We start from the raw sequence: 24,898 nt of genomic DNA on the forward strand, positions 1-24,898 counted from the left end.
GATGGCAGCAACCCAGTTCGTCGTCAACGGGCTGCTCGTCGGCGCGCTGTTTGCAGCCGTTGCTGTCGGCTTCGCGCTCATCTGGGGCGTGGTCGACATCATCAACCTTGCCCACGGCGAGATGGTCATGCTCGGCGGATACACGTCCTACTGGGTACTGAAACTCGGGACTGGCACTGCGGAGAGTTCGGTGCTTCTGTTCCTGGCGTCGATACCGGTGGCAATCGGGCTGCTGTTCGTCGTCGGGTACTTGCTGCAGCGGACCCTCGTCTCGCGCGTCATCGGGACGGACGTGTTTCTGACCCTGCTGGTGACGTTCGGCGCGAGCATCGCTATCCAGCAACTGGCAATCCGGGCGTGGACGGCCAACCCCCGGTCTATCCAGGTCCGATTCGCCGAACAATCGATGGCACTCGGCGGCATTGTCGTGCCGAAGATGAAACTCATCGCCTTTGCCGGCGCGCTCGCCCTCACTGTCGCCATGTACGTCTTTCTCCAGAAGACCCGGACGGGTCGCGCTATCCGGGCTGTCTCACAGAACCCGGAGGCTGCGGCGTTGGTCGGCATCGACGTCGAGCACACCCGCGCAGTCACATTCGGCGTCTCATCGGCCATCGCCGGCGGGATTGGCGCGTTCATCGCCGTCATCCTGAACATCCAGCCACAGATGGGGCTCATCTACACGCTCAAGAGTTTCATTATCGTGGTGTTCGGCGGCGTCGGGAGCATTCCCGGAGCGCTCATCGGCGGTCTCCTGCTTGGGTCCGTCGAGGAACTGGTTTCGGGATTCATCTCCTCACAGTGGACGCTCGCGGTGAGTTTTTCGCTGCTCATCGTGTTGCTCGTCGTCAAACCGAAGGGCCTGTTCGGCGAGGGGGCTGAACAATGAGCACGACAGAAGAGGAGTCAGACGGCGCACTCCGGTCGATACTGCCGCCGAAGCAGGTCGACTGGTTCATCAATGTGTGTGACCACTACGGCTGGGCGCTGCTGTTGGTCGGTGCGCTGGTCGGGGCCTCGTTCCCCGTTCTCGGCCTCGAGGGCGGCTACTACATGACTGTCCTCACCGAGATGTATCTGTTCGCCATCCTGGCGCTATCCTGGGATATCGTCGGTGGACAGACCGGCTATCCGAGTTTCGGGAACATGGCCTTCTTCGGCATTGGTGCGTACGCGACAGCCATCCTGACGAAGGACTTTGCACTCGCGTTCCCGACCGCGTTCCTGCTGGCCGGCTTGCTGGCCGTCAGCTTCGCGGGGCTCATCGGCATCATCGTGCTCCGCCTCCGCGGGCACTACTTCGCCATCGCAACGTTAGGTGTCCTGCTGGTTGCCCAGCAGGTGTCACGGATTCTCGACATTACCGGCGGGTCAAGCGGAAAGATACTACTGGAGACACCGACTGCCGAGACGTTCTACTACCTGTTTCTCGGATTGCTCGTCGTCGAGATCGGACTGGTGTACTACATTTCGGGGACGCGCTTTGGCTTCGTCCTCAACGCCATCCGCGACGACGAGGAGAAGGCCACGGCCATGGGGTTCAACACCACCTACTACAAGACGGCGGCGTGGATGTTGGCCGGCCTGTTCACGGGCTTTGCCGGCGCCGCGTACAGCCTGTTTAACACGTTCATCGACCCCCAGACGGCCTACAACGGCGCGTGGAACGTGGAACTCATCGCGATGGCGCTGCTGGGCGGGTCCGGTACCGTCGCCGGCCCCGTCCTCGGCGCGTTCGGCCTTCACACAATCATCGAACTCGTGGAGACGTACGCCGTCGGCTGGCAGCTCGTCTTGCTCGGCGGGGCCGTCATCGTCACCGTCATCGGCTTCCCCAACGGTGTCGTCGGCACGCTCAGCGAATACGCCAGCCAGATGGACTACTACAAACACGGCGGCATGGCCGCCACAGACACTGACGACGGCGCGGAGGTGAGCGCTGATGAGTAAAGCGACGAGCAGCCCGGCGACCGACGCAAGCGGCGACCGTGCGGTGCTGCGGACCGACGGTGTCACGAAGCGTTTCGGCGGGCTGACTGCCGTCGACGACGTGGACATCGAGATACACCGGGGCGAAATCGTCGGGCTCATCGGGCCAAACGGAGCCGGCAAGTCCACACTGTTCAACTGCATCACTGGGACGCTGACGCCCGACGAAGGCCGGGTCTATCTTCAGGGCGAGGACGTGACCGACTGGCCCGAACACAAGATTGCGCGGGCCGGTCTCGGCCGGATGTTCCAGGAGACTCGCATCTTCGGGGACATGACCGTCCGGAAAAACTTGCTGTTGGCGGCTCAGGAGGGCGGGGCTGACGTGTCCAGTCTCATGCGTCGCCCCGACAGTTCGCTGCTGGCTCGAACGGACGAACTGCTGGACTACGTCGACCTCGGTGGGCTGGCAGAGACCCGCGCCGGGCGGATGAGTTTCGGCCAGCAGAAGCTGCTCGAGTTCGCGATGGAACTGATGTCGGAACCTGAAATCCTGCTGATGGACGAACCGGCCGGCGGCATCAACCCCTCGATGCTCGGGAACCTCATTGAGTACATCCGCAACGCAAACGAGGAACAGGAGTCGACCATCTTCCTCATCGAACACAATATGGACTTCGTCATGGACATCGCCGACCGGATCTACGTCCTGGCCCACGGAGAGCGCATCGCCAACGGGACGCCCGAGGAGATACAGAACGACCAGCGCGTCCTCGACGCCTATCTGGGGAGGGAGTGAGTATGGCATCCACACCAGACGCGAGCGCCGACTCCACCGCCGATCCGATCCTCCAGATGGAGAACGTCACGGCCGGCTATGGCAATACTACCGTCCTGCACGACGTGAGCATCGCCGTTGAGGACGGACAGGTCGCCTGTCTCATCGGCCCGAACGGCTCCGGGAAGTCTACGCTGATGAAAAGCATCTACGGATTTGCGGACGTCCAGTCCGGGACGGTGTCGTTCCGCGGCGAGGAGATAACCGGTCGGTCGCCCCAGCAGAACCTCGCTAACGGGATGAGCTACGTGTTGCAGGACGCTAGCGTCTTCCCCGGGATGAGTGTCCACGAGAACATGCTGATGGGTGGGTACGTGTTCAACGACGACGACCGCGCTGCCGCCCGCGCCGAGGAACTGTACGAGGAGTTCCCGGTGCTCGCCGACCTCCGGATCCAGTCGGCCGGGACCCTCTCGGGCGGCCAGCGTCGCCTGCTGGAACTGGCCCGCGCGCTGATGGTCGAGCCGGACGTGATGATGCTCGACGAGCCGTCTATCGGGCTCGAACCGCGGTTTATCGACGACGTGTTCGAGCGCATCGAGCAACTCAACGACCTCGGAACCACCATCCTGCTCGTCGAACAGAACGCCGAAAAGGGACTCTCTGTCGCCGACCGCGGTTTCGTGCTCGCAAGCGGCGAAATCAAGTTCACCGGCACGGGGACCGAACTGCTTAACGACGAGGAAGTCGGACGCTTGTATCTAGGAGGGTAAAACATGTACACGATACTTGTCCCCGTCGATGCCGACGAAGACCGCGCTCGCGGCCAGGCCGCCTTCGTCGCGGAGCTACCGTCTGCCGCGACTGAGATCGAGGCTGTAATCACACACGCACTGACCAAGGAAGAGGCGGAAGCACCCGAGGAGATACGCAACGTCGAGCGGATCTCGACCGTCAGGCTCGTGCGCGACTACCTCAAGGACCACGATGTCGATGTCCAACTGGCAGAGGGCCAGCAGCCGCCGGCTGACGGCATCATCGATCTGGCCGAAGAGTTCGATGTCGACCAGATCGTCATGGGGTCCAGAAAGCGGTCGCCGACCGGCAAGGCTGTGTTCGGGAGCGTCTCCCAGCAGGTCTTGCTTGAGGCGGACGACCCGGTCACGGTCGTCGGGTCCCGAGCGGAGTGAGAACGTCCCTCTCGGTGGCCCCGATTCGCAATCCTTATTGCGGTTATGCGTCCAACAACTGATGTACGCGAGCGACGCGCCGGTGTAGCTCAGACTGGCAGAGCGAATCCTTCGTAAGGATTAGGTCGAGGGTTCAAATCCCTCCACCGGCTTTCTGCGAGGAACGAACGCGACGAGCGAAAGCTGACGAGGGATTTGAGTCAGGGAGGGGCGTTGCTCCGACCGTGGTTCAGTACTCCCTCCACCGGTCTCCTCTTTCGAACGGTTTTCTGACGAGCAACTGTGTTTCCTACCGGCGACGGTCTGATAAGAGCGACAGGGACCGCGTCGCTGCTCTGACAGTGTGCCGCAGCCCCGTATAAAAACGACCCTCAGCAGTGATGCGACACGGCAACGGACTGTTGGACGGAACTTGTAGCTGTAAACGATGGTCACACAGTACGGACTACCGGCGGGTACTGCGGTGTGCCCGCGAGAGCGACACGACGGACACGGTTGCAGGCAGTCAGCTGGAGTGTGGTTCTGATGGACTTCAGAAACGCCTGGCATCGTGACACCGACGAAGACGTCTGTTGTATCGCATGCGGTGACACAGTTGCCCGGTCGGACGCCAGAGAGTACGACAAGTACGGCAATCGCTGGAACCGCGACGACAAGTCCTTCGAGTACCTGTGTAAGCCCTGTTACCGGGAGAACTGTCACTTCGACCGGACTGGATTAGAAGACCAGCTCGAAGCCGCCGGTGCCGGGACCGTGAGCCGAGGCGCGTTTCTCAGACGCTATCAGCACATAGCTGCCGAAACGGAACAGACTCGCGCCGACGGTCGGTGAGCCGCTGGATTGCTGGCCGGTCCAGCGACACGACGCCACACTACAGGCGGCTCAGGGTGTGATAACTGCCCGGCCGTCGATCTCCCGGTCTTCCAGCATTTGTGCAACGGTGTTCACCTCGCCGAGGTCGTACTGGGTGGTGTGTAGGTCGACCGCGCCGCGGTCGACGAGCGCGACCAGTTCCTGGAGTTCGGTGTACTGACCGACGATGTTACCCTGGTAGGCGAATTCGCCGTTAACGAGTGCCTGGGCGGGTTCGTGGATGTGGCCGCCATAACCGATGATGTGGTGGTCGCCGCCGGCGGCACAGATGTCGGGCGCGAGCGCCGTCGTCTCGTCGGCCCCGACGAAATCGAGCACCTGTGCGGCACCGACGCCATCACTGATGGTTTCGACCTCGCTGGCGACATCCTCGCTTTCGGGGTTGATAGTGTAGTGTGCGCCGAGGTCGGCGGCGAGGTCGCGGGCGGACTGCTTGATGTCGACGGCGACGAGGTCCGCGGCGCACATGGCATCGAGACACTGGAGGCCGATGTGACCGAGGCCGCCGATGCCGATGACGACTGCGGTGTCGCCCGGATTGAGTCCGTCGACGGCCTTCTTCGCCGCGTGATAGGCCGTGATGCCGGCGTCGGCGTGGGGTGCGATGTCGGCCGGGTCGACGCCATCTGGGAGTGGGATGACCGACCGGTCGCTGGTCAGCAGCTGGTCTGCGAAGCCGCCGTCGGTCGTCAGACCGTTGAACGCGTCGTTCTCGCAGTACATCGTCTCCCCTTGCCGGCACGGTCGGCAGGTCCCACAGGTCTGGACCGGATGGCAGATGACTTGGTCGCCTTCCGAGACGATGTCGACATCGTCGCCCGTCTCGACGACTGTGCCGGCGTTCTCGTGTCCCAGCGTCATCGGGAGGTCCTGGGGGACGTACTGCTCCCACATTCCCTCGATGATGTGATTGTCAGTCTGGCACCAGCCGGCCCCTTCGACGTCGACGATGACATCATCTCCGGATGCGACCTGTGGCGCGTCTACGTCGTCTATCGAGAGCCCGCTTGACATGTCGTGCGTGTATTCGTGGAGTCTGGCTGCGCGCATCGTCCTGTGTCCGGACGAAACAACAATAAACCCACATTATAAGACATCATATATATTGGCGGCATCGCCCGTTCCACCGTCTGGAAGCGTATCGACCACTCGGACGCTGTCGGTAGGCGCTCTAGACACAAAGGCCGGTCCGTACAGTGACGTTCGCAGCTACTCAGTCCCGACTGGCCAGCAGCGCGGCTCCAAGCAGTGCCACGACGGCAACGGGAATCCCCATGCCGGGACCGAAGGCTGACGACGGCGCGGGGCTGGTCGCGCGGATCGGTTCCTGGACCGGTTCGTCAGCCGCGTACTCCCAGACTGCGGTTTCGTTTTGAACGATGTCGGCATTCGATGACGAGATATCAGCGGGCATCGTCAGGCGGTACTCGACCGCGACGCCGTCGCCGAAGGCCACGTCAGTATCCTCGTTTGCAGTGACGAACGTCCGGTCTTCGTACGTGACGTTGCCTCCGCTGGCGTTGACCGACACATCGCTTTCCGGGCCGGGGTTCCAGTCCGTGAACGTCATCGAGAGGGTGACGTTTTCACCCTCAAGTTCTTGCTCGTACGTGTAGTTCGCCATTCGGCTGGTGTTCACGTCGGCGAGGAGGTACCCTTCGACCGAATCGTACCCCTCTTGCTGGGCCTGGCTCTGGAGGCCGTCGTACGCCGACGGGGACATTTCGAGAGTCAGGTCGTACTCCGAAACGGTGCCGTCAGCGGCCACAGTCGAATCAACCGTCGCCGTCACACAGCCGGACAGAACAACGAGGACAGCGAGACCGATCGCAGGGACAATCCGATGCATACCTCACCGAATCGGATGCGGTGGAATAAGCCTTGTTACCGATGCCGGTCCGGCTCAATGTGTCAGAACCAGTAGCTGGTCGTCAGTCCGGACCAGACAGAAGGGCGAGCCGGGGTTTCCGAAGGTGTTCGTCCGTTTTTCACTGATAAAGAGCGTCTCGAACTCGTTGCCACAGGCCGGACAGGCGAACCCCTCTCGGTTCGACAGCGTCATTGTGCCGCGGTCATCTTTCAGCAGCTTGAGCCCGTGTCGGTACTCGTGGACGTCGAAGCTCCCGCTGACATCAAGCTGGTCCATGCGTGTGAAACGAGCGGCGGCTGTCTAAAGTTCGTCGGCGACCTACACCAGATTCGCGCCCATGTAGAGCACGACGACGAGGAAGACCCAGACGATGTCGACGAAGTGCCAGTACATCGACGCCGTCGAGACGGACGTGTGCCGTTCAGCCGAGTACTGCCCGTAGTACCCGCGGATGAACACAATACCGAGGAGCACAGCGCCCATCGTGACGTGGAGCCCGTGGAGCCCGGTCAGACCGTAGAACGCGGACCCGTAGACGCCACCACCGATTGTAAAGCCCTCGTGGACGATGAACTCGTAGTACTCGTACACCTGTCCGCCGATGAAGACGATGCCCAGCAGCAACGTCGCGCCCAGCAGCTTCAGGAACCGGCTGCGGTCCCCGTTCCGGAGCGCGACGTGACTGAAGTGAAGCGTCGCGGAGCTGGCAATCAGAATCAGCGTGTTGATAATCACCAGCGAGCCAAACACTTCAGGCACTGCCGCTTGTGTCCAGACCTCGCCGCCGCGCACGATGAAGTAGTACACGAAGCCAGCGCCGAAGGTGGCGATTTCGCTCCCGAGGAACAGGAGCATCGCGAACTTCAGCGTCTTGTCCGAGTGGTAGTCAGTCCCGCGCTCCCAGAAGTCAGAGACGAAGGCGTGGTACAGCCAGCCGTAGATGCCGACGAGGAAGAGGCCGACGCTCCCCGCCATCGCTCCGGCCCCGACAGTCTGGCTGACAAGTGCGTTTTCGCCCATCGAGAGTACGAGCAGAGCCGCGCTGACGTAGATGCCCGAACCACCGATCGCCGTCACAAAGGGCCACCAGCTGGCCTCGCCGAACCCGTGGGGCCAGTCCTCCGTCGCCGGGAGGTGGTGTTCCCCGTGCCCGTCGTCCGCGTGTTCATCGGAGACACTCATACTAGGGCCCTTGCGAACGGAATACTAAAAGCCCATCCAATTCCCTGCGGACTGTGCCACTCTGAGCCCGATCCGACGGGTGACTCGCCGGCATCCCGGAAGCTACACGGGGGCGAAGCCCCAACTATCGACGATGACATCTGGGAGGCGTCGTACGGTCGCGCTGGTGGTGTGTGGGCTGGGCTGGCTGGCCGCGACGGGGACGGCGAGCGCACACGGCGGTAGTCTCGCTGGCGGCGGTCGAGAGTCACTGACGATACCGACGTGGCTGTTCCTGAGTACCGGTGGCGCGGCCGTCGGCGCGTCGTTTCTGCTGGCGTCGTTCGTCACCGACCGCGCGTTCATCGAGCGCATCCACGGCTGGGGGCGACCGTTGTCGGGCGGTTTCGAAGGCATCCTGCGGCTCGCTGGGCAAGTCGTCGGGCTCGCCGGACTCGCCGCAGTGCTCGTCGTCGGCTTCCTCGGACCGACGAACGCCCGGACGAACCTCGCAATACTGCTCGTCTGGGTCGGCTGGTGGGCCGGGCTGGCGATGACGACGTACCTCGTTGGCAACAGCTGGGCGACGCTCAATCCGTTCAAGACCCTCGCGGGAATCCTCCCGACACTCAACCGCAGGTATCCGGCCCGCGTCGGGTCGTGGCCCGCCGTCGGTGGCCTGCTCGTGCTGGTCTGGGTCGAGGTCGTCAGCCCGCTCGCCGACCAGCCGCGACTGCTCGCGTCGGTTGTCGCTGGCTACGGCGTGGCGACGCTCGTGGGCGCGTTCATATTCGGCCCCGACGACTGGTTCGCTCACGCTGACCCGGTGGAGCGGGTGTTTCGCTACTACGGTCGCTTTGCGCCTTTCGGCCGCGACGAGGACGGACTCCGACTCCGGCTCCCCGGCATGGACCTCTCGACGCCGCGGCTTGTCGACGGTCCTGACGAGGTCGCCTTCGTGGTCGCCCTGCTATGGGTCACGACCTACGACGGGCTGGTCACGACGCCGGCCTGGCGCGACCTGACGACGCCAATCGTCGAATCCGGTGTCCCGCCGCATCTCCTGTATCCGGTCGCGCTCGCCATCGGATTCGCCTTCTTCCTCGGCGTGTATCGACTCGCGGTCCGGTTCGCACGCGACATATCGGACACGTACCTGGCCCCGGCGGTTCTCGCACAGCGGTTCGCGCCGCCGCTCGTCGCTATCGCCGTCGGCTACCACTTTGCGCACTACCTCGGATACTTCCTCGTGCTCGCGCCCTCGCTGGCCATCGCACTCACGTCACCGTTTGCGAACCCGGCGGTCGTGCCGACCGTCGATCTGCCGGCGTGGTTCGGCGCGCTTGCGCTCGCGTCGGTCATTATCGGTCATCTGGTCGCTATCTGGGTGGCCCACGCCGCCGCGTACGACCTCTTTCCCGCGCGACTGCAAGCGATTCGGTCGCAGTATCCCTTCATCGCGGTCATGGTGTTCTACACGATGACGAGCCTCTGGGTCGTCTCACAGCCGGAGGTGGCACTCCCACATCTATGACTGACACAGCAACCCAACCAGTAGCTGATACGGCAGCGACACGTACCGACGACACAGCCTACGATGTCCCGGCCGACGCCACGGCCCATACATGTTCGTACTGCGGCCGGCCGTTCGCCCGCGAGTCTTGGCTCGCGCTCCACCGCGGTCTGGCCCACCCCAACGAACTCGACGACGAGGAGATTGAAGCCTTCCGAGCGGCCCACGACGAGGAGGAAGAGTCGCTTTCGACGTTCCGACTTCAGGCACTGGGCGCGCTCGTACTCATCTACTTTGGCTTCCTGATGGTGTACGCACTCGTGTAGTTCCTGGGTGTCACGGCGTCACCGACACAGCGGACGGGAAGCGAAGCGTTGATGGGTCGCAGGTGACCAAAGAATGGGTATGGACCTTCGCGTTATCGACAAATCCGACACGGAACTCTCTATCGAAATCGCCGGTGAGGACCACACGTTCATGAACGTCATCAAGGGGGCGCTGCTGGAGACAGAGGGCGTCACGGCGGCGACCTACGACGTGAACCCGGAACAGTCCGGTGGCCAGACCGATCCGGTTCTGACCATCAAGACCGAGGAGGGCGTCGACGCGCTTTCCGCCCTCGAAGACGGAACCGACGCTGTCATCGAGAAGGCAGACAGCTTCACCGACGCGTTCGAAGCCGCCGCGTAATTCTAACAGAGCACGTACGTGACGAACACGCGTTCGTCCGGCCCAACGTGGATGTCGATACCGATCAGCCCGTCATCCGCTCTCTGAATCCTGTTGCCGCGCTCAATGTAGCTGTCGACGAGTGCGGTTGCCAGCGCTGTCTCGTTTTGATACTGGCTGGGTGACTGCGGCGTCCGGTCGTAAGCCACCTCGTAGCTGACAACGACTGGACGCTCACAGGGGAGGGCAAACCGAGAGACCCCCTCGCGCGTCGGCTGCTCGGCGTTATCGTACCGCGCGTCGACACGGCCCTTGTTGTAGTAGGCCGCGGCGTCGTCCATGGTCCCGTTCCGCGAGACCGTGCCGCCACCGACGCCAGACCGGCGGACGTTGTACACGTCGAGATAGGTGGCCTCAACATCGGCAATCGAGAGCGAGTTGACGCTGTCACCGCTTCCAGCAGGGGATGCGATCTCCGGTGGACCGGTGGGGGTTTCGGCTGCGAAGCCCGGCAGCGTGATGCCGCCCACAGCAGCGAGTACGATGAGGCCGAGCAACGCCGCTACGGCGGCGTAGCCGAGCACGTACTTTGTTTCGAGCACGTCCAGCCAGCCGGTCTGTATCTCATCTAGCGGGTCGTCTTCCGGCGGCCCCGTCCGTCGCTCGAAGTTACTCCCGCCACAGCGTTTGCACGGCGGGGAGTTCTTCTGGTGCTGGCGGCCGCAGTCCAGACAGACCCATCTGGGTCCGCCCTCGACGACCTCCTCGTTGACCTGCGTCACGGCCTCCTCGAAGGAACCGTGCCCGCAGTTGTCACACGGCGGGTCGTCCTCCTCGTGGGGTTTCCCACACCATTCACACCGCCATTTCATTGTCGATGCTCCGTGTTGGGCCGATAAAACCTGCCCGATGCCAGACTACAGCGCCCTGGCTCTCCGGAGCCGTTCCCCCACGGTCGCTCGGGCAGTTGACTCCGCGAGTCCAATCTCCCTCGCGGACAGGTACCAGTGGCTGAAGAATATGTGCCCGCTACCGAAAGCTGATATCGAACGCCGCGACGCGGCGGAAACCGGGGCTTTCCGCAGCGCCGGAAAAACTGCATCATGCAAAGAAAGAGATAGGTACGGGTATTTACTATTTCGACATTAAGCTGGAGACGACGTCACAGCCGGACCGGAATTCCCTTGCTGTCGAGATACTCTTTCGTTTCGGCGATGGAGTACTCACCGAAGTGGAAGATGGAGGCTGCGAGGCCGGCGTCGGCACCAGCATCGACGAACACTTCTTCCATGTCAGCGGGGCTACCACAGCCCGAGGAGGCGATAACCGGCGTCGAAACGGTGTCACAGACAGCTTTCATCAGCGGGATGTCGTAGCCGTCCTTGGTTCCGTCAGCGTCGATGGAGTTGACGAACAGTTCGCCGGCACCGCGCTCCTCCGCTTCGGTGGCCCACTCGACAACATCCAGCCCGGTTCCCTCGCGGCCCCCTTTGACGGTGCATTCAAACCAGCAGGACTCGCCGTCGACCTCGGTGTAGTACTCGCCCTCATCGTCAAAGCGCCGGCGGGCGTCGACGGAGATAACGATACACTGGCTCCCGAAGGCTGCCGCGCCCTCGTTGATGAGGTCCGGTTCGGCGATGGCCCCGGAATTTATCGACACTTTGTCCGCGCCGGCCCGCAGCGTCTCTTTGATGTCGGCGCGGGTGCGGATACCCCCGCCGACGGTCAGCGGGATGAACACTTCGTCGGCCACGGCCGAGACCGTATCGAGCATCGTCTCGCGGCCCTCGGCGGAGGCAGTGATGTCCAGAAACACGAACTCGTCGGCTCCTGACTCGTTGTAGGCCTTGGCCATCTCTACCGGGTCGCCGGTGTACTCCAGGTCCTCGAAGTTGACTCCCGTGTACACCGCCGCGTCCCCGTTTTCGTCTACGTCCACGTCGATGCAGGGAATGATTCGCTTCGTGAGCGTCATTTCTTGGTCGTGGCTTCGCAACAGCGCCGTTTGACCGTTTCGACTGGTGCAAGCGTGGGGCCGACTTGCTCGGTCGCAATCCGACAGCTACACGTACGACGCTCCAGAATCACCGCCCATGGCAGACGACCACCACGAGGAGGACCGGCCGGATTACGACCCCGAACACGTCGAACTGCCCGCGCGGGAACCGCCGCTTCGGTCGACGGCCCCACAGAGCCCGTTCACGATGTCCCAGGTCGGCACGGGTATCGGTGTACTGCTGGTCGGACTGGTGCTTACGTTCGGCATCGCGCTGGCGCTGGCCTGAACAGGGCGGACTGACCGCGTCGGCCAGTATAAATATCAGATCTGATATTCCTGGGGAGGAGTATATAGGTTTTCACGTCAACAACTGTAGTACGATGCCGCCTCAGTCAGACGCGAGTACGGCGGTCGCTACGGGCACATCAGTGGCGACTGCTGGTAAGCACGCTGGCCGGGAGGCGACCAGTGCTGCTCGTAACCGGCTAAACGCCGAGCGAGTTGATTTTTGTCAGGTCTTTGCTAGCTCTGAGCTTGACCCCGAAGCCGTTCTGGCAGGCGTCAATGCGCTCGTCGACGACGAGACGGCCGTCGTCGGCTGTACGGCTGGGGGAGCGTTCACCGAGGAGCGGGCGATGGATACCGGCGTGGCCGTCACGCTCGTCACCAGTGATTCGTTCCGGTTCGATACGGCCCTTGCTGCTGGCCTCAGCGACAATACCCGCGGGACTGTCAGAGACGCTGTCCGGTCGCTTCCACAAAATATCGAGGAACCATACCAGTCAGCAATCGTCCTCCACGACGGTCTCGCAGGCGTCGGCGAGCAGTTGTCGTTGTCGGTCCAGCGACGGCTTGGCCCCTATGTCGAATTCGCAGGTGGGGCAGCATCTGACGGGCTCCGAATGGAGTCGACACCAGTGTTTTGCGATGAATCGGTTGTCGAGGACGCAGTCGTCCTCGTACTCGTCTCCGGCGAGAAGCGTCCGATCATTACCGTCAACCACGGTCACACCCCCATCTCGGAACCCTGGGAGGTAACCGATGCCTCCGGAAACATGGTTCACGAACTCAACGGTGAGCCGGCCTTTGAAGTGTGGAAAGACGCCATCCGAGACCACGCTGCGGAGACCTCGGGGATAGCCATCGACGACGTCGCGGTCGGTTCAGCGGCGCTCAGGAAGCTCATGGTCGCATACTTGTTCGGCATCGACCAGGGCGAGAGCTACAAAATTCGCTGGCCCCGGACTGCGATTGAAGAGACTGGCGCACTGCAGTTCGCCGTCGATATTCCGGAGGGGACTGTCCTCCGGATAATGCATGGCAACAGAGCGGCCCAGATTGCGTCCGTCGAGCAGGCTGCTGCCGACGCTGTCTCGCTGTGTGACGGGACTATCGCTGGCGCGTTCGTCTACGACTGCGCGTGTCGCCAGGTTCTCTTTGACGACGCGTTCTCAGCGGCTGTCGATGGGATTACATCGGCCCTGTCGGCCCCGGTCGCTGGGTTTGAGACGTACGGAGAGCTGTGTATGCAGGCTGGCCAACTCAGCGGCTTTCACAACACGACAACGGTGCTTTTCGCACTGCCGGAGTAATAGATGAATCGAACAGGACTCGTTTCGAAGTTCGCAGAAACCGTCGGCATCGAGAAGGCGTCAGCTATCGTCGACGATGCGATAGCTGACCTCGATATCAGTGACGAAACGGAGATAGACAACACAGATGCACAGGACATCTGTGATATAATCCAGCACAACAACGAGGGATACATCGCACTTGTCGCGAGTGAACTCCGCGTACAGCTTGCGGCACAGGAGCGCTTTGACGCACTCCTGGGGAACATCCCGAACCCGGCTGTCGTCGTCGGGTTCGAGCAGCGAGAACCGTACGTCAAATCGACCAACGAAGCATTCGCTGACTCGTTTGGCTACGACCAGACGGATGCAGTCGGAACGGAGCTTCGGACACTCCTTGCACCGCCCGGAGCCGACGCCGAAGATATCAGGACGGACTGGTGGGAACAGACCGGCCAGTCGGAGCAAGAGGTCAGACGGATGACCGCATCAGGCGAGGTCCGAACCTATCTGTTCCGGAGTACGATTGTCACCCGTGACAGCAGTCAGCTAGAGGGGTTCGGGATATACACCGACATCACAGACCGAAAGCGCCGGGAACAACAACTGAAACACCAGAACGAGCGGCTCGACGAGTTTGTCAGTATCGTCAGCCACGACCTTCGGAACCCGTTGAACGTCGCCTCCGGCCGCACCCACCTCCTGCTCGACGAAATCGAGGATGGGGCTGTGCGGGAGGGGCTACGAGAGGTCGCTGCAGCACACGACCGGATGGCACAGATCCTCGATGATACGCTGACGCTCGCGCGGCAGGGGCGAGTCGTCGGAGAGACCGCGAGCGTCTCCATCGAATCTGTCGCGGCCGACGCATGGCAACAGGTCGAAACGGAGGACGCAACGCTTACCGTCGAAACCGAAGCGACCGTCGAGGCGGACTCCGAGCGCCTTCAGCAGCTATTCGAGAATCTCTACCGGAACGCAATCGAGCACGCTGGCGCGGAATGCACCGTCACCGTGTCCACGCCCACGTCCCATGAGCAGAACGGGTTCTCCGTCGCGGACGACGGCCCCGGTATTCCACCGGCAGACCGTGAGCTAGTGTTCGAACACGGTTACTCAACGAACTCGGACGGAACAGGGTTCGGCCTATCAATCGTTCAGAGCATCGCCGAAGCGCACGGCTGGTCAGTTACAGTGGCCGAAAGCGAGACGGGCGGCGCGCGGTTCGATATCCGCTGGTAATCAGGCCAGTTCGTCGTCGATGACCGACCGCAGATCAGCGATATCTCCGGCGTCGTACTGCACTTGCTCGCCGTTGATGGTGATATCGAGGTGGTTCGAGCCGTTTGCTTCGCCCAGTTCCGTCACCGGTGCGACGCCGTCGAAGGCCTCACGGACAGCCGCTGGGTCGGTCGTCTCGAACACGACGCGGCCGGGCCGCTCGTTGAACAGGAGCCGCTTTCGGGTGCCGCGCTCGCCGGCCTCAATCTCGACTGACGCGCCGGCGTCCTCGTGGACCATTTCCGCAAGTGCCACTGCCAGCCCGCCGTGGCTCACGTCGTGACTCGCCAGTACGTGATCGGCGTCGGCAACCTCGGCAACAGTCTCGATGACGGCCGTCGAGTCCGCCGGGAGGGCGGGGAAGCGGTCGGTGCCCCCGAACTGCGCGGTGTACTCGGAGCCGCCGAGCCGCGGGTCGGTTTCACCTTCCAGCGCGGTGTCGCCGACGACGACGAGCGTTCCCTCGCCGGACAGCGACAGCGGCGGGGCGTCGTACCCCTCCTTGACACCAACCAGCGCAAGCGTCGGTGTCGGCGGAATCGGTCCCTCCTGAGAGTCGTTGTACAGCGAGACGTTGCCGCCGACGACCGGCACGTCGAGGTCGCTGCACATATCCGCCAGCCCGTCGACGATGCCTTTGAAGCCGCCGTACACGTCCGGTTTCTCGGGGTTGCCGCCGTTGAGGCAGTCCACGGCCGCGTGGGGCGTCGCACCCTTCGCGGCGACGTTAGTGGCGTTTTCCAGCGCGACGGCGCGTGCGCCCTCGTACGGCGCGGCGTCGGTCCAGTTGGGGTCCGCGCCGGCGGAAAAGGCCAGTCCGGTCCCGGCTTCGCGGATAGCGAGCAGGGCGGCGTCGTCGCCGGGCAAGACGCTCGTTCGGACCTGCACCTCGTGGTCGTACTGGCGGTACACCCACCGTTTCGAGGCGCAATTGGGGCTGGCGACAATACGCTCGAACGCCTCGTCCAGTGACACCGTCGGCAGGTCCCGTTCCTGTTTCGGTGGCGCGTCGCTTGGCAGGTCGTTCATCGGCGCGCCGTCGCCGAGGAACGCCGCGTCCACGTCAACGACCGTCTCGCCCTCGAATGTACAGACGTAGTTCGTGCCCGGTTCGGTGAGTTCGCCGATGACCGAGCAACCGAGGTCGAACCGCTCGGCAAGCTCGGCCACACGGTCGACGTTCTCCGGCGCGACCTCGTAGACCATCCGCTCCTGACTCTCCGCGAGCAGGTACTCCATGGCGTTCATGTTGGGCTCGCGCTCGTGGACGCGGTCGAGTTCGATGCGCGCGCCGAGGCCGCCCTTGGCGACCAGTTCCGAGGACGCCCCGCCGAGGCCGGCCGCCCCGAGGTCGCGGGCCGATTCGACGAGGGCCTCGTCCAGTAGCGCCTCGTTGCACTCGATGAGCAGTTTCTCCGAGTACGGGTCGCCGACCTGGACCGCCGGGCGGTCCTCTGTTTCGGCGTCCTCGGCGAGGTCCTCGCTGGCGAAGGACGCCCCGCCGAGGCCGTCCCGGCCCGTCGCGTTGCCGACGAGGACGAGCTTGTTGCCCGGTTCCTGCGCCTCGGCGGTGATTGTCCGCTCGGGCTCTAGCAGGCCGATACAGGAGACGTTCACCAGCGGGTTCCCCTCGTAGTCGTCGTGGAAGGCGACGCTCCCGGCGACCGTCGGGACGCCGATGCAGTTCCCGTAGTGGGAGATGCCTTCGACGACGCCCTCAAAGAGATAGCGGGAGTGCTCCCGGTCGAAGTCACCGAAGTACAGTGAGTCCGCGAGCGCGATGGGATACGCGCCCATCGAGAGCGTGTCGCGGACGATGCCGCCGACACCCGTCGCCGCCCCGTCGAACGGGTCGACGTAGGATGGGTGGTTATGGGACTCGACGCCCATCGTGATGTACATCTCCTCACCGTCGCCGTGGGTCGGCAGGGAAACGACGGCCGCGTCGTCGCCGGGGCCGATGACAACCTGATCGCCCTCAGAGTCGAACGCCGACAACAGGGGCCGTGAGGAGCGATACGCACAGTGTTCGCTCCAGAGGTTCTCGAAGAGAGCGGCCTCCGCCCGGGTCGGCTCCCGACCGATCTCCTCGACCACGAGTTCGTGGTCCGCGTCGGACAGGCTCATTACCTCGTCGTGGCCGCCCACAAGATAAGTCCCTTTCCATGCACTCGCGCCGGTCGTACGCGGACATACGCCAGCACCGGCAGCACGGGAACGGCGACTGCCGAGGTGAGCGCCTGTGTACCGATTCGGCACTCGCTCCCGGTGTCTCAAAACTGAATACAGGCGGTTACTAGCCACTGGGTATGTCTTTCTCAGGAGAGGGGATTTCGCCCGCCAGACAGCTACACAGGAGTGTTATGCACAGCACACCAGACGTATCAAACGAGAGTTACTTCCTTTTCAAATCAGATAACTGGCCCTCTGAGTATATATGAGCGCTCGCCATATCTCGATGCAGTATGGGTAGCGCCGATGATGGCTGGCTGACGCTGGAGGGGAGTTCCTTCTCTGTCCGGTCGTTTTCCAGCGTGTGGGCAATGGCGCTTGCGACCTACGGCGTCGGCGACGTGGTTACTACCATCGCCATCGTCTATTTCGTCCCGACATTCACCGAGGCAAATCCCGCGATTCGGTTGGCGATTCAGTCGTTCGGCGGCGGTGGCTTTCTCGGGCTCAAACTCCTCGTAATCTACTGCTGTCTCGGCCTGAGCATCTGGGGCGGCGTGCTGGAAGAAGACCCCCTGCTCTACTACGGCCCGCCGGTGCTCCTGACAGTGCTCGGGCTCGTCGTGACCGGGTTCAATCTCACTCTTCTGTTTTCGTAAAAAGCTTCCACGGCCGCGGCCGTCGAAGTAGAGACGCCATCAAGCAAGACATCCCGGTGGATACTGGGCTATGCAGCCTTCGTATCGTTGGTGGTGGTCCCGTCCGCCTCGTCGGTAGTCGGTGTCGGGGTTTCAGTCAGGAGCGCACTCGGCGGCGGTGAGCCACTGCCGCCGCTTTCGGTCGGCGTGGACTCGGTTCTGTCCGGTGTCTCCGTTGGGGGTGACTCTGTCGGGGTAGGCGTCGTCTCGGCGGCGGGCTGGTCGGGTGTCGAGTCGCTGGCGTCCGTGAGGCCAAGGGTTCCGACACCGGCACCGATGACGGCGAATAAAACGAGAAGAGTTAGTCCCAGAAGCCGCTTGTTGTAGGTCCCGTCCGCATCCCGGACGATGCCGCTACTCATCGCAGGTCCGCCTCCGGCCGGCCGCGACGCCACGCTGGAAGGAAGCCGTTATCATCGTTTTTTGAGACGTTGTTGCTCGCTGCCGTGGAAAGACACCTCCACGGTCCCACCAAGCCACCGATATCCCACCCAGTCAACTCGGTTTAAGATATGTCGCCTAGCAGACCATATAATGGTTTCCATGTTTTCAGCCGTCGAGACAGGCAGCTTCTCACCGCAGTCCTGTGCCGATGTGTCTGAGCCGAGCGCTTATGCCAGTGGTTGTGGCTCCACAAGTTCACGGCGAACGCCACGCTGAGGACGGTCGGCAATTAAAACGGCACACTCTCCTCGGACGCTTCGTCGTCATCCGCAGTCCGGAGTTCGCCGGTTTGTCGGTACCGTGTTTCCAGTTGCTGGAGTTTGTCGTTGATACTCGTACTCTGGTGGTGGTCCGGGCTCACGCGGACGCGGACGAGGTCGTACTCGTGGCGGTCCGACAGCCCGTTCCAGGCGCGGAACGCGCCGACAGTCAGCGTGTCGCTCTGGGGGCAGAACTCGGTCGTCGGCGTGAACTCCGCTCTGAGCACACTGCTGTCGTCGGTTTCACGGCCGTAGCGGAAGCCCGCGTCCGGGTGTCGATGGTCGAGGTTTAGCCGTGCGAGGTTGTACCCGAAGGTCATGTCGTACACGCCACGCTCGTCGAACAGGGCCATGGTGAGTCGGTGAAAAGCGGCGTGGTCGGGGCCGGTCAGTACTGACGCCGCAGACACGAACGGGCCGGGGTCCGGGTTGTGTTCGGGAACGAAGGTCCCGTAGCTATCGAACCCAACATCTGAACCGCCACGGAGGCCGGAGAGAAGGCTCATACTGGAACAAACGGACGGAAGACATCAGGACCTGTCCCCGAACACGTTCGGGGGAACCCCCTCCCTGACTCCCGGCAAACGTCGAGGTGATGCCAGCAACCACACTCGACCTGCGCGAGACACCGCCACCGGAACGACACTCGAAGATACATGACTCCTTCGAGGCGCTGTCCTCCGGGGAGACGCTTCGGATCATCAACGACCACGAGCCGAAGCCGCTGTTCTACGAGATGCAAGCCGAGGTCGAGGCGTTCGACGCGGCGAACTACCAGTGCGAGCGGGACGGTCCAGAAAAGTACGTCGCGGACCTTCCGAAACAATGAGCGAGACCTCACCCGCCGGAACGGAGCGAGCGACGCTCGACAGCGATGGGGATGGCCGGGCGAGGCTATTCAAGGGAGAGCCAAAGACCGTTCAGCTGACGCTCGATGCGGGAGAGTCGATTCCGCCTCATGAGCATCCCGGCCGGGACATCGTGTTTTTCCTTCGTTCAGGTGCTGTAGACCTGACGCTTGGCGAAGAGACGCTGTCGCTCTCGTCCGGCGACGTCGTTCGGTTTGACGGTGATCAAGACATCTCTCCCGCTGCCACGGCGGACAGCGAGGCGCTGCTCGTCCTCGCGGCGTCTTCAGAGTAGGTTCACTCAAACAGGGAGATCGCCGTTTCGATCCGCTCGTCGTCGGCACCCTGCGCCGAGTCTTGCAGACTCGCCCGGGGGACAGCGAGCAGTCGCTCGACGAGCCGTTCGCTCAGCTTTTCGACCGCCAGCCGTTGGTCAGCTGTCAGTTCCCCGTTATCCTGGAGTTGCGACAGCGTCTGTTCGAGTTGCTCCCGCCGAACCTTCGCACCACGGCTGTTGATACGAGCGATCGCTTCGTCGACGTCGACAGGTGACTCCGTGTTCCGACTCATCTGCGCCAGATGACCGTCACTGTCGCGTCCTCAGTCTCAACACTTTCGAAGTCGTATCCTCTGTCTTCGAGCTTCGGATAGAGATGCTGTGGGGCGCGGTCGTTGAACTGGACGAGAACGGTGTCATCATCCAGATCCGCAAGCAACTCAAGTGTCTGCTTGAGCGGCTTTGGCGGCCCAAGCGACTGTACGTCGAGGCGTTCCGTCGGCGCGTCATCGGGCGCATCGGTTTCCGAAATCAGGGCCGCGACTTGCTCTGTGGGCTGGTGGTTCGACGCCATATGTTTGGATTGGCTTGTGAGCAGGCCGACCCTTTCCCCGAACATATTCGGCCACATTGCCAGCAGGGGCAGGCTCGTACTAGACGATAATGAGCGGAATACCTGCCGACGTGGACGCAGACGCCGCACCGCCGATGACAGTCCCGCTGCGTCATTTCGTCGTCGCACTGGCGTTTCTGGTCGTCGGTGTCACCGTCGGCGTGGTCGAGGGGCGGGCTGGCCACCTCGCACAGGTCCACCTCCTGCTTGCGGGGTGGGTCTGTCTCACCATCATGGGCGCGCTGACACAGTTCGTCCCGGTCTGGTGTGGGGTCGAACTCCATTCGCGCCGCCTCGCTGCGATGCAGCTACCACTCGCTGCGGTCGGATTTGCGGGCCTGGCAGCTGGCTTTCTGACAGCGACTCCTGCCCTGTTGCCAGCCGCAGGCGCGTTCGCGCTGGTCGGTGTCTGGACTCTCTGTTACAACATCGGTCGGACGTTGCTCGCTGCGGAGCCCGACGTGACAGCAATCCATTTCGGCTGGGCACTGGTGTTTTTCGCCCTCGTGACGGCCGCTGGACTCGTGCTGGCAATGGACCGCGCTGTCGGTGTCCTCCCGTTTCTGGGAGTCGGCCGACAGGGGCTCTTGCTTGCCCACGGAACACTCGCCGTGTTCGGTGCGGTCCTGACGACTGTCGCGGGCGCGCTGGCCCAGCTCGCCCCGATGTTCACGCAGGCTGACACCGGCAGCATCGACACAGCGGTCCAGCGGGCAGAGACGGCCGTCTATCCGTTCGGTGTTCTCGCGCTCGCCGGCGGTCGCTTGGTCGACTCGCTTGCGCTGGCCCGGATCGGTGCAGTTCTGGTCGCTGCTGGTCTCGGCGTGGTGGCGGTGCTTCTGGCGCGACAGCTTGTCGGTGCGCGTGTCGAGTGGTCGCCGATGCTGACTCGCTACAGCGTCGCGGCGCTGTCGCTGTTTCTCTGGGCAGGCCTGACGATGGTCGCGTGGTGGAACGACCCGCTCGCGTACACCGGGCTGCTCGGTCAGCCGCCGACCGTGTTGCTCGTCGGCGGCGTCGGCTTTGTCGTCTTCGGGACACTGTACCATGTCGTCCCGTTCATCGTCTGGGTCCACCGGTACAGCGACCGGCTCGGTTTCGAGGACGTGCCGATGGTTGATGACCTGTACGACCACCGCATCGCCGCCGTGGACGGCGTGGCGCTGACGCTCGCGTACGGTCTCCTCGTGAGCACGCAGTGGCTTGAGACGCCGGACGGCACGGCGCTGATCGCCGGGGCGCTCGCGTTCTTCGGGACCGCCCTGTTCGCGGGCAACCTCTTCGCTGTGCTCGTCGAACACAGCCCGCAATCGCTGCCGACACTGCTGACCGGACGCGAGCCCACGCCCGCTGAGGACTCGTAACTCACCCGGTCGTCGCCGGCTGGTCCGTGTACAGCGAGTAAGTCAGCACGAAGAACCCGGTAGCGGTGAACAGCTCTTCGACGGTGACGCTCTGTGCGACCGGCATGCCGATGAGTTGATGCAGGCTGCCCCCGAGTATTGCGCCCAGCGTGACGAACCCGATACCGAGACAGAGCGCTCGCATCGCCGGGGCCTTAGTACGGCAATACGCGCGGTAGGTCAGCGTCGTCAGTATCACACCGCAAAACAGCGTGACCGTCTTCATCCCGATTAACAACACGGCGTTCGCTCCAAGCATGCCTCTATTTGACACGTGCTCGTAAATATACCGTCAGTCGCGTTTCCACCCGGTGAGAATACCAGTCCTTCGGTACGATACGGAACTGTCGTCGACCCACTCGATACCGAGCGCAAACAAGTTGCAGACACTATCCCGAGGCCGCTCGAAGCCGTCCTAGCGAACGTACAGCGAGTACAGGATGATGCCCAGACCGATGGCCGTCAGTGAACTCGACGTGAAGACGCTCACGGGCAGCAGTTGCTGCCCGAGATACCGGCCGACAATGATGTCGATGACGCCGCCGGTAACTGCACCGAGGGTCACGACCCCGAACCCGTATGTGAGCCACTTGTGCTGGGGGCTTTTCGTTCGGCTGTACGCCTGATACGAGTAGTACGTTATCAGTCCGCCAAGAATGAGGATCAGTGTCTTCGAGACGACGATGCCGACCTGTGAACTTGGGATGTGTACCATGGTTATGTCTCCTTTCGCACCTCGGACCAGAGGTTTTCGAGCCGTTGGTCCGGCGTCCGAGCGCGGTGTGAGATATCGACGGTGAGCGACAGTTCCTCGTCGAGACTGATGACGACCTCCTCGAAGTCGATAGCGTAGCGGCTCGCGTGTTGGCCGTCCGATCTGACCTCGACGCCCTCGTACAGCAATGAGGACTCCGTCAGTAGTTCGAGCTTTCGATAGGTTGTCGATAGCGGTACGCCGCTCCGGTCGGATATCTCACTTGCCGTCAACGGTTCCTCCAGTACGCTGACAATGGCACGACAGTCCTCGTCGTCGAGTGCGTCGAGGACCGCCTGTAACTCCGGCGTCTCCTCGTCAGCGAAGGGGTCCCGGACCATCCTTGCCCGACACTGCCCGCCCAAGACGTTTAATGTAACCGACTTGGGAGCGCTTACCGCCCGATACAGCCGACGTTTGCGCCACACAGCACGCAATATATGGGGCACTTATCTGTAACCGTTCGTCCGTTCCCAGCGACTGAGAACGCTTCTGTCGGTCTGGGAACTCCCTGCGAGGGTTTATACTGTGGGATATTACGCTCAATTGCTTATGGAAGACCAGATCGGCGCACCCGGATCGGGCATCTCTCGTCGCGACTTCGTGAAAGCATCCGGCCTCGGCGGCACGGTCGCGCTTGCGGGCTGTACCGCTCCGGGTGAGGTTCCAACCGAAGAGTCAGTCGACGCCAGTGCTACCCCAGCACAATCCGACAGCGACCTCCCGACCACGTCGCCGCCGGAGATCGTCAATGTCGACGAACAGGGTGGCGAAGTGACGCTCTCCTCTGTCCCGGCCAAACACGAGGCCCATCCCGGCGAGTCGATGGGCGGCCCCGTCGAGCTGCCGCAGGTGTGGGCGTTCAAGGCCGACGACGGCGAGCCGAGCGTCCCAGGGCCGATTCTCCGGACGACTGAAGGCGAGGACATGGAGGTCACCTTCGACAACACGGACGGCATGCGCCCGCACACGGTCCACTTCCACGCCGTCCAGAAGCAGTGGGAGGACGACGGCGTCCCGACGACGACGGGCATCCGCATCGACCCCGGCGAGAAGCACACCTACACTATCCCCGCGAACGTGACGGGCACGCATCTCTATCACTGTCACTACCAGACCCATCGCCACATCGACATGGGGATGTACGGCATCTTCCGCGTCGACCCGAAGGGGTACGAGCCGGCCGACAAGGAGTACTTCATGACGCTGAAGGAGTGGGACTCACGGCTCAACCGCCAGATGGCAGGCATGGACGCCAGTTACGATGTCCGCAACCGCCGACCCGACACGTTCACTGTCAACGGGAAGTCCGCGCCGCGGACGCTACACCCCGAAGACGGCTCGCCGATCATCGTCGAGCAGGGCGATACGGTGCGGCTCCACCTGTGCAACAACGGGTACATGGACCACCCGATGCACATCCACAACCACCGCTTCCAGGTTACCCACAAGGACGGCGGGAAGATTCCGGAAGCCGCCCGCCACGACCAGGACATCACCAGTATCCCGCCCGCCGGACGACACACGATTGAGTTCGAAGCCGACGCCGACCCCGGCATCTACCTTGCACACTGTCACAAGGTCAGCCACGCGATGAACGGGACCTCTTACCCCGGTGGGATGATCACTGGTGTCGTCTACAAGGAGGCGATGGACACTGACATCTTCAAACAGCTGATGGACTACGCCGGCTACGAAGCGTAACACGGCGCTTCGGTGTGCCGACTTGAGGCGACTCGTCTTTTCTCAGTATATTTCGGCTGGATTCGAGGGACTGCGTTCCTTCCGAAGGACAGTGGTTCGTCCCGACAATAAATCTGATATTGCTATATTGAATTAACTATCTGTTCAGTATAGCCGCTCTCAGCGGTCGCAGGACGCTCCGCTGCTGGCTACTATGCTCTCAGGACAGGAGCCATAGTGCTCTGTATTTAGGCTCTGTGCGCGAGAAGGCGTTCGAGAGCGGTTTCTGCTTCAGTCTGACGACCGATGTGATACTACCGTACGATTACGCTGCCTTTCATTCCGAGTGCCTTGTGAGGCGTGCAGTAGTAGTTGTACGCCCCGGTTTCCTCGAAGGTGTATTCGAACTTGACGCCCGTTCCGCTCACCGACGATCCGGAATTGAACGTCTCGTCTTCCGCCACGACGTTGTGTGCGGCGCCCTCCCCGGTCCACTCCCACTGTACTGTCGTCCCGGTTGATACCTCGACTGCGGCCGGGGCGTACGCGAAGTTCCCGTTGTTCCCCGATGCGCCGACATCCACCGTGACGGTGTCTTGATCGGTCGCGTCGGTCACGCTGCCGTCGAAGTTACTCGTGTCGCTGAGGTATGACGACACCGACGAGGGAACGTCTGCGCTGCCGGACGAGGCGGCGGTTGTCTCCGCTTCCGTCGCTGTCTCGGTGGCGGCAGCCGTTTCTTCGCCGGCGTCGGCCTCAGTTTCGGCGCTTGGTGACTGCTCACCCCCACTTGCGGTCGTACCAGGCGCAGTACACCCCGCGAGAGATGCGCCTGCGACTACTGTGCCGATACTCGCGATAAACCGACGTCTGTCAAGGTCCTCTGTCTCAGTCATGGGTGTCGAGTTA

The 24,898-nt window shown here is 62.7% G+C and carries 32 protein-coding genes and 1 tRNA gene; 18 read left to right on the forward strand and 15 right to left on the reverse strand.

Annotated features, from left to right (window positions below):
- Position 1 precedes the first annotated feature (1 nt).
- The 7 genes from C437_RS06665 to C437_RS06695 all read left to right on the forward strand — a co-directional run bounded on the left by C437_RS06665 (position 2) and on the right by C437_RS06695 (position 4,728).
- Positions 2-889 carry a branched-chain amino acid ABC transporter permease gene (locus tag C437_RS06665; protein WP_004516149.1) on the forward strand — a complete coding sequence of 296 codons (888 nt, stop codon included), beginning with the start codon at positions 2-4 and terminating at the stop codon, positions 887-889.
- Positions 886-1,950, forward strand: a complete 1,065-nt coding sequence (locus tag C437_RS06670; protein WP_004516150.1) for a branched-chain amino acid ABC transporter permease — start codon at positions 886-888, stop codon at positions 1,948-1,950. Before C437_RS06665 ends, C437_RS06670 begins: the two co-directional genes overlap by 4 nt.
- Positions 1,943-2,728 (forward strand): ABC transporter ATP-binding protein, encoded by a 786-nt coding sequence (locus C437_RS06675; RefSeq protein ID WP_004516151.1) that lies wholly within the window; start codon positions 1,943-1,945, stop codon positions 2,726-2,728. The genes C437_RS06670 and C437_RS06675 overlap by 8 nt, the downstream gene beginning before the upstream one ends.
- Before the next feature lie 2 nt (positions 2,729-2,730).
- Positions 2,731-3,480 carry an ABC transporter ATP-binding protein gene (locus tag C437_RS06680; protein WP_004516152.1) on the forward strand — a complete coding sequence of 250 codons (750 nt, stop codon included), beginning with the start codon at positions 2,731-2,733 and terminating at the stop codon, positions 3,478-3,480.
- Between the two features lie 3 nt (positions 3,481-3,483).
- The gene (locus C437_RS06685) at positions 3,484-3,897 is read left to right on the forward strand and encodes a universal stress protein (protein WP_004516153.1); all 414 of its coding nucleotides are present in this window, start codon (positions 3,484-3,486) and stop codon (positions 3,895-3,897) included.
- 78 nt (positions 3,898-3,975) lie between these two features.
- A tRNA-Thr gene (locus tag C437_RS06690) sits at positions 3,976-4,049 on the forward strand.
- 373 nt (positions 4,050-4,422) lie between these two features.
- A complete protein-coding gene (locus C437_RS06695) occupies positions 4,423-4,728 on the forward strand; it encodes a DUF7562 family protein (RefSeq protein ID WP_004516154.1) in 306 nt (101 codons plus the stop codon).
- Between the two features lie 51 nt (positions 4,729-4,779).
- On the opposite strand, the gene C437_RS06700 is transcribed toward C437_RS06695, so the two are convergent.
- The 4 genes from C437_RS06700 to C437_RS06715 all read right to left on the reverse strand — a co-directional run bounded on the left by C437_RS06700 (position 4,780) and on the right by C437_RS06715 (position 7,822).
- Positions 4,780-5,820 (reverse strand): NAD(P)-dependent alcohol dehydrogenase, encoded by a 1,041-nt coding sequence (locus tag C437_RS06700; RefSeq protein ID WP_004516155.1) that lies wholly within the window; start codon positions 5,818-5,820, stop codon positions 4,780-4,782.
- Positions 5,821-5,983: 163 nt separating this feature from the next.
- Positions 5,984-6,619, reverse strand: coding sequence for a PGF-CTERM sorting domain-containing protein (locus tag C437_RS06705; protein WP_004516156.1), 636 nt, complete (start codon positions 6,617-6,619; stop codon positions 5,984-5,986).
- Positions 6,620-6,673: 54 nt separating this feature from the next.
- Positions 6,674-6,916, reverse strand: a complete 243-nt coding sequence (locus C437_RS06710) for a DUF7385 family protein (RefSeq protein ID WP_004516157.1) — start codon at positions 6,914-6,916, stop codon at positions 6,674-6,676.
- 42 nt (positions 6,917-6,958) lie between these two features.
- Complete coding sequence (locus C437_RS06715) at positions 6,959-7,822, reverse strand: cytochrome c oxidase subunit 3 (protein ID WP_004516158.1); 864 nt, start codon at positions 7,820-7,822, stop codon at positions 6,959-6,961.
- Positions 7,823-7,988: 166 nt separating this feature from the next.
- Here C437_RS06715 and C437_RS06720 point away from each other — a divergent pair, with 166 nt between their 5' ends.
- From C437_RS06720 to C437_RS06730, 3 genes are all read left to right on the forward strand, one after another.
- Positions 7,989-9,335: a hypothetical protein gene (locus C437_RS06720; RefSeq protein ID WP_004516159.1), complete on the forward strand. Its 1,347-nt coding sequence runs from the start codon at positions 7,989-7,991 to the stop codon at positions 9,333-9,335.
- Positions 9,332-9,640 carry a DUF7410 domain-containing protein gene (locus C437_RS06725; RefSeq protein WP_004516160.1) on the forward strand — a complete coding sequence of 103 codons (309 nt, stop codon included), beginning with the start codon at positions 9,332-9,334 and terminating at the stop codon, positions 9,638-9,640. The genes C437_RS06720 and C437_RS06725 overlap by 4 nt, the downstream gene beginning before the upstream one ends.
- Positions 9,641-9,719: 79 nt before the next feature.
- Positions 9,720-10,004, forward strand: coding sequence for a DNA-directed RNA polymerase subunit L (locus C437_RS06730; protein WP_004516161.1), 285 nt, complete (start codon positions 9,720-9,722; stop codon positions 10,002-10,004).
- Between the two features lie 2 nt (positions 10,005-10,006).
- On the opposite strand, the gene C437_RS06735 is transcribed toward C437_RS06730, so the two are convergent.
- Both C437_RS06735 and hisF read right to left on the reverse strand, forming a co-directional pair.
- Positions 10,007-10,855, reverse strand: a complete 849-nt coding sequence (locus tag C437_RS06735; protein ID WP_004516162.1) for a toprim domain-containing protein — start codon at positions 10,853-10,855, stop codon at positions 10,007-10,009.
- 290 nt (positions 10,856-11,145) lie between these two features.
- Positions 11,146-11,961, reverse strand: a complete 816-nt coding sequence (hisF, locus tag C437_RS06740) for an imidazole glycerol phosphate synthase subunit HisF (RefSeq protein ID WP_004516163.1) — start codon at positions 11,959-11,961, stop codon at positions 11,146-11,148.
- 118 nt (positions 11,962-12,079) lie between these two features.
- On the opposite strand from hisF, the gene C437_RS06745 reads away from it, so the two are divergent.
- The 3 genes from C437_RS06745 (at position 12,080) to C437_RS06755 (ending at position 14,798) form a co-directional block, all read left to right on the forward strand.
- Positions 12,080-12,271 carry a DUF7550 family protein gene (locus C437_RS06745; RefSeq protein ID WP_004516164.1) on the forward strand — a complete coding sequence of 64 codons (192 nt, stop codon included), beginning with the start codon at positions 12,080-12,082 and terminating at the stop codon, positions 12,269-12,271.
- Positions 12,272-12,365: 94 nt separating this feature from the next.
- Positions 12,366-13,577: an FIST signal transduction protein gene (locus tag C437_RS06750; RefSeq protein ID WP_004516165.1), complete on the forward strand. Its 1,212-nt coding sequence runs from the start codon at positions 12,366-12,368 to the stop codon at positions 13,575-13,577.
- A gap of 3 nt (positions 13,578-13,580) precedes the next feature.
- Complete coding sequence (locus C437_RS06755) at positions 13,581-14,798, forward strand: sensor histidine kinase (protein ID WP_004516166.1); 1,218 nt, start codon at positions 13,581-13,583, stop codon at positions 14,796-14,798.
- Here C437_RS06755 and purL read toward each other — a convergent pair whose 3' ends face one another.
- On the reverse strand, positions 14,799-16,964 hold the full coding sequence (purL, locus tag C437_RS06760; protein ID WP_004516167.1) for a phosphoribosylformylglycinamidine synthase subunit PurL: 2,166 nt from the start codon (positions 16,962-16,964) through the stop codon (positions 14,799-14,801).
- Between the two features lie 338 nt (positions 16,965-17,302).
- Between purL and C437_RS06765 the strand changes: the two genes are divergently transcribed.
- A complete protein-coding gene (locus C437_RS06765; protein ID WP_049919660.1) occupies positions 17,303-17,668 on the forward strand; it encodes a hypothetical protein in 366 nt (121 codons plus the stop codon).
- A gap of 68 nt (positions 17,669-17,736) precedes the next feature.
- Here the strand turns inward: C437_RS06765 and C437_RS06770 are convergent, their stop codons facing one another.
- The gene (locus C437_RS06770; RefSeq protein WP_004516169.1) at positions 17,737-18,069 is read right to left on the reverse strand and encodes a hypothetical protein; all 333 of its coding nucleotides are present in this window, start codon (positions 18,067-18,069) and stop codon (positions 17,737-17,739) included.
- Positions 18,070-18,380: 311 nt separating this feature from the next.
- Positions 18,381-18,917 (reverse strand): hypothetical protein, encoded by a 537-nt coding sequence (locus C437_RS06775; protein WP_004516170.1) that lies wholly within the window; start codon positions 18,915-18,917, stop codon positions 18,381-18,383.
- An 89-nt stretch (positions 18,918-19,006) separates the two neighbouring features.
- Here C437_RS06775 and C437_RS06780 point away from each other — a divergent pair, with 89 nt between their 5' ends.
- Positions 19,007-19,240: a DUF2249 domain-containing protein gene (locus C437_RS06780; protein ID WP_004516171.1), complete on the forward strand. Its 234-nt coding sequence runs from the start codon at positions 19,007-19,009 to the stop codon at positions 19,238-19,240.
- Positions 19,237-19,554 (forward strand): cupin domain-containing protein, encoded by a 318-nt coding sequence (locus C437_RS06785; protein ID WP_004516172.1) that lies wholly within the window; start codon positions 19,237-19,239, stop codon positions 19,552-19,554. Before C437_RS06780 ends, C437_RS06785 begins: the two co-directional genes overlap by 4 nt.
- Positions 19,555-19,556: 2 nt before the next feature.
- On the opposite strand, the gene C437_RS06790 is transcribed toward C437_RS06785, so the two are convergent.
- Together C437_RS06790 and C437_RS06795 are read right to left on the reverse strand one after the other, a co-directional pair.
- The gene (locus C437_RS06790; RefSeq protein ID WP_004516173.1) at positions 19,557-19,829 is read right to left on the reverse strand and encodes a glutamyl-tRNAGlu reductase; all 273 of its coding nucleotides are present in this window, start codon (positions 19,827-19,829) and stop codon (positions 19,557-19,559) included.
- Positions 19,826-20,110, reverse strand: coding sequence for a DUF2249 domain-containing protein (locus C437_RS06795; protein ID WP_004516174.1), 285 nt, complete (start codon positions 20,108-20,110; stop codon positions 19,826-19,828). The genes C437_RS06790 and C437_RS06795 overlap by 4 nt, the downstream gene beginning before the upstream one ends.
- Before the next feature lie 89 nt (positions 20,111-20,199).
- Here C437_RS06795 and C437_RS06800 point away from each other — a divergent pair, with 89 nt between their 5' ends.
- The gene (locus tag C437_RS06800; RefSeq protein WP_004516175.1) at positions 20,200-21,513 is read left to right on the forward strand and encodes a hypothetical protein; all 1,314 of its coding nucleotides are present in this window, start codon (positions 20,200-20,202) and stop codon (positions 21,511-21,513) included.
- 1 nt (position 21,514) lies between these two features.
- Here the strand turns inward: C437_RS06800 and C437_RS06805 are convergent, their stop codons facing one another.
- The 3 genes from C437_RS06805 to C437_RS06815 all read right to left on the reverse strand — a co-directional run bounded on the left by C437_RS06805 (position 21,515) and on the right by C437_RS06815 (position 22,647).
- Positions 21,515-21,811, reverse strand: coding sequence for a DUF7521 family protein (locus tag C437_RS06805; protein ID WP_004516176.1), 297 nt, complete (start codon positions 21,809-21,811; stop codon positions 21,515-21,517).
- A 156-nt stretch (positions 21,812-21,967) separates the two neighbouring features.
- Positions 21,968-22,267 carry a DUF7521 family protein gene (locus tag C437_RS06810; protein WP_004516177.1) on the reverse strand — a complete coding sequence of 100 codons (300 nt, stop codon included), beginning with the start codon at positions 22,265-22,267 and terminating at the stop codon, positions 21,968-21,970.
- A gap of 2 nt (positions 22,268-22,269) precedes the next feature.
- A complete protein-coding gene (locus tag C437_RS06815) occupies positions 22,270-22,647 on the reverse strand; it encodes a helix-turn-helix domain-containing protein (RefSeq protein ID WP_004516178.1) in 378 nt (125 codons plus the stop codon).
- Between the two features lie 211 nt (positions 22,648-22,858).
- Between C437_RS06815 and C437_RS06820 the strand changes: the two genes are divergently transcribed.
- On the forward strand, positions 22,859-24,010 hold the full coding sequence (locus C437_RS06820; RefSeq protein WP_004516179.1) for a multicopper oxidase domain-containing protein: 1,152 nt from the start codon (positions 22,859-22,861) through the stop codon (positions 24,008-24,010).
- A gap of 293 nt (positions 24,011-24,303) precedes the next feature.
- Here the strand turns inward: C437_RS06820 and C437_RS06825 are convergent, their stop codons facing one another.
- Positions 24,304-24,885 carry a halocyanin domain-containing protein gene (locus C437_RS06825; protein WP_004516180.1) on the reverse strand — a complete coding sequence of 194 codons (582 nt, stop codon included), beginning with the start codon at positions 24,883-24,885 and terminating at the stop codon, positions 24,304-24,306.
- Between the last annotated feature and the right edge of the window lie 13 nt (positions 24,886-24,898).

Source organism: Haloarcula vallismortis ATCC 29715 (assembly GCF_000337775.1).
Lineage (GTDB): Archaea > Halobacteriota > Halobacteria > Halobacteriales > Haloarculaceae > Haloarcula > Haloarcula vallismortis.

Excerpts from the sequence above, each read along its gene's own strand:
- C437_RS06665 (WP_004516149.1), top strand. The coding sequence starts at position 2 with ATGGCAGCAACCCAGTTCGTCGTCAACGGGCTGCTCGTCGGCGCGCTG.
- C437_RS06670 (WP_004516150.1), top strand. The coding sequence starts at position 886 with ATGAGCACGACAGAAGAGGAGTCAGACGGCGCACTCCGGTCGATACTG.
- C437_RS06675 (WP_004516151.1), top strand. The coding sequence starts at position 1,943 with ATGAGTAAAGCGACGAGCAGCCCGGCGACCGACGCAAGCGGCGACCGT.
- C437_RS06680 (WP_004516152.1), top strand. The coding sequence starts at position 2,731 with ATGGCATCCACACCAGACGCGAGCGCCGACTCCACCGCCGATCCGATC.
- C437_RS06685 (WP_004516153.1), top strand. The coding sequence starts at position 3,484 with ATGTACACGATACTTGTCCCCGTCGATGCCGACGAAGACCGCGCTCGC.
- C437_RS06695 (WP_004516154.1), top strand. The coding sequence starts at position 4,423 with ATGGACTTCAGAAACGCCTGGCATCGTGACACCGACGAAGACGTCTGT.
- C437_RS06700 (WP_004516155.1), bottom strand. The coding sequence starts at position 5,820 with ATGCGCGCAGCCAGACTCCACGAATACACGCACGACATGTCAAGCGGG.
- C437_RS06705 (WP_004516156.1), bottom strand. The coding sequence starts at position 6,619 with ATGCATCGGATTGTCCCTGCGATCGGTCTCGCTGTCCTCGTTGTTCTG.
- C437_RS06710 (WP_004516157.1), bottom strand. The coding sequence starts at position 6,916 with ATGGACCAGCTTGATGTCAGCGGGAGCTTCGACGTCCACGAGTACCGA.
- C437_RS06715 (WP_004516158.1), bottom strand. The coding sequence starts at position 7,822 with ATGAGTGTCTCCGATGAACACGCGGACGACGGGCACGGGGAACACCAC.
- C437_RS06725 (WP_004516160.1), top strand. The coding sequence starts at position 9,332 with ATGACTGACACAGCAACCCAACCAGTAGCTGATACGGCAGCGACACGT.
- C437_RS06730 (WP_004516161.1), top strand. The coding sequence starts at position 9,720 with ATGGACCTTCGCGTTATCGACAAATCCGACACGGAACTCTCTATCGAA.
- C437_RS06735 (WP_004516162.1), bottom strand. The coding sequence starts at position 10,855 with ATGAAATGGCGGTGTGAATGGTGTGGGAAACCCCACGAGGAGGACGAC.
- hisF (WP_004516163.1), bottom strand. The coding sequence starts at position 11,961 with ATGACGCTCACGAAGCGAATCATTCCCTGCATCGACGTGGACGTAGAC.
- C437_RS06745 (WP_004516164.1), top strand. The coding sequence starts at position 12,080 with ATGGCAGACGACCACCACGAGGAGGACCGGCCGGATTACGACCCCGAA.
- C437_RS06750 (WP_004516165.1), top strand. The coding sequence starts at position 12,366 with ATGCCGCCTCAGTCAGACGCGAGTACGGCGGTCGCTACGGGCACATCA.
- C437_RS06755 (WP_004516166.1), top strand. The coding sequence starts at position 13,581 with ATGAATCGAACAGGACTCGTTTCGAAGTTCGCAGAAACCGTCGGCATC.
- purL (WP_004516167.1), bottom strand. The coding sequence starts at position 16,964 with ATGAGCCTGTCCGACGCGGACCACGAACTCGTGGTCGAGGAGATCGGT.
- C437_RS06765 (WP_049919660.1), top strand. The coding sequence starts at position 17,303 with ATGGGTAGCGCCGATGATGGCTGGCTGACGCTGGAGGGGAGTTCCTTC.
- C437_RS06770 (WP_004516169.1), bottom strand. The coding sequence starts at position 18,069 with ATGAGTAGCGGCATCGTCCGGGATGCGGACGGGACCTACAACAAGCGG.
- C437_RS06775 (WP_004516170.1), bottom strand. The coding sequence starts at position 18,917 with ATGAGCCTTCTCTCCGGCCTCCGTGGCGGTTCAGATGTTGGGTTCGAT.
- C437_RS06780 (WP_004516171.1), top strand. The coding sequence starts at position 19,007 with ATGCCAGCAACCACACTCGACCTGCGCGAGACACCGCCACCGGAACGA.
- C437_RS06785 (WP_004516172.1), top strand. The coding sequence starts at position 19,237 with ATGAGCGAGACCTCACCCGCCGGAACGGAGCGAGCGACGCTCGACAGC.
- C437_RS06790 (WP_004516173.1), bottom strand. The coding sequence starts at position 19,829 with ATGAGTCGGAACACGGAGTCACCTGTCGACGTCGACGAAGCGATCGCT.
- C437_RS06795 (WP_004516174.1), bottom strand. The coding sequence starts at position 20,110 with ATGGCGTCGAACCACCAGCCCACAGAGCAAGTCGCGGCCCTGATTTCG.
- C437_RS06800 (WP_004516175.1), top strand. The coding sequence starts at position 20,200 with ATGAGCGGAATACCTGCCGACGTGGACGCAGACGCCGCACCGCCGATG.
- C437_RS06805 (WP_004516176.1), bottom strand. The coding sequence starts at position 21,811 with ATGCTTGGAGCGAACGCCGTGTTGTTAATCGGGATGAAGACGGTCACG.
- C437_RS06810 (WP_004516177.1), bottom strand. The coding sequence starts at position 22,267 with ATGGTACACATCCCAAGTTCACAGGTCGGCATCGTCGTCTCGAAGACA.
- C437_RS06815 (WP_004516178.1), bottom strand. The coding sequence starts at position 22,647 with ATGGTCCGGGACCCCTTCGCTGACGAGGAGACGCCGGAGTTACAGGCG.
- C437_RS06820 (WP_004516179.1), top strand. The coding sequence starts at position 22,859 with ATGGAAGACCAGATCGGCGCACCCGGATCGGGCATCTCTCGTCGCGAC.
- C437_RS06825 (WP_004516180.1), bottom strand. The coding sequence starts at position 24,885 with ATGACTGAGACAGAGGACCTTGACAGACGTCGGTTTATCGCGAGTATC.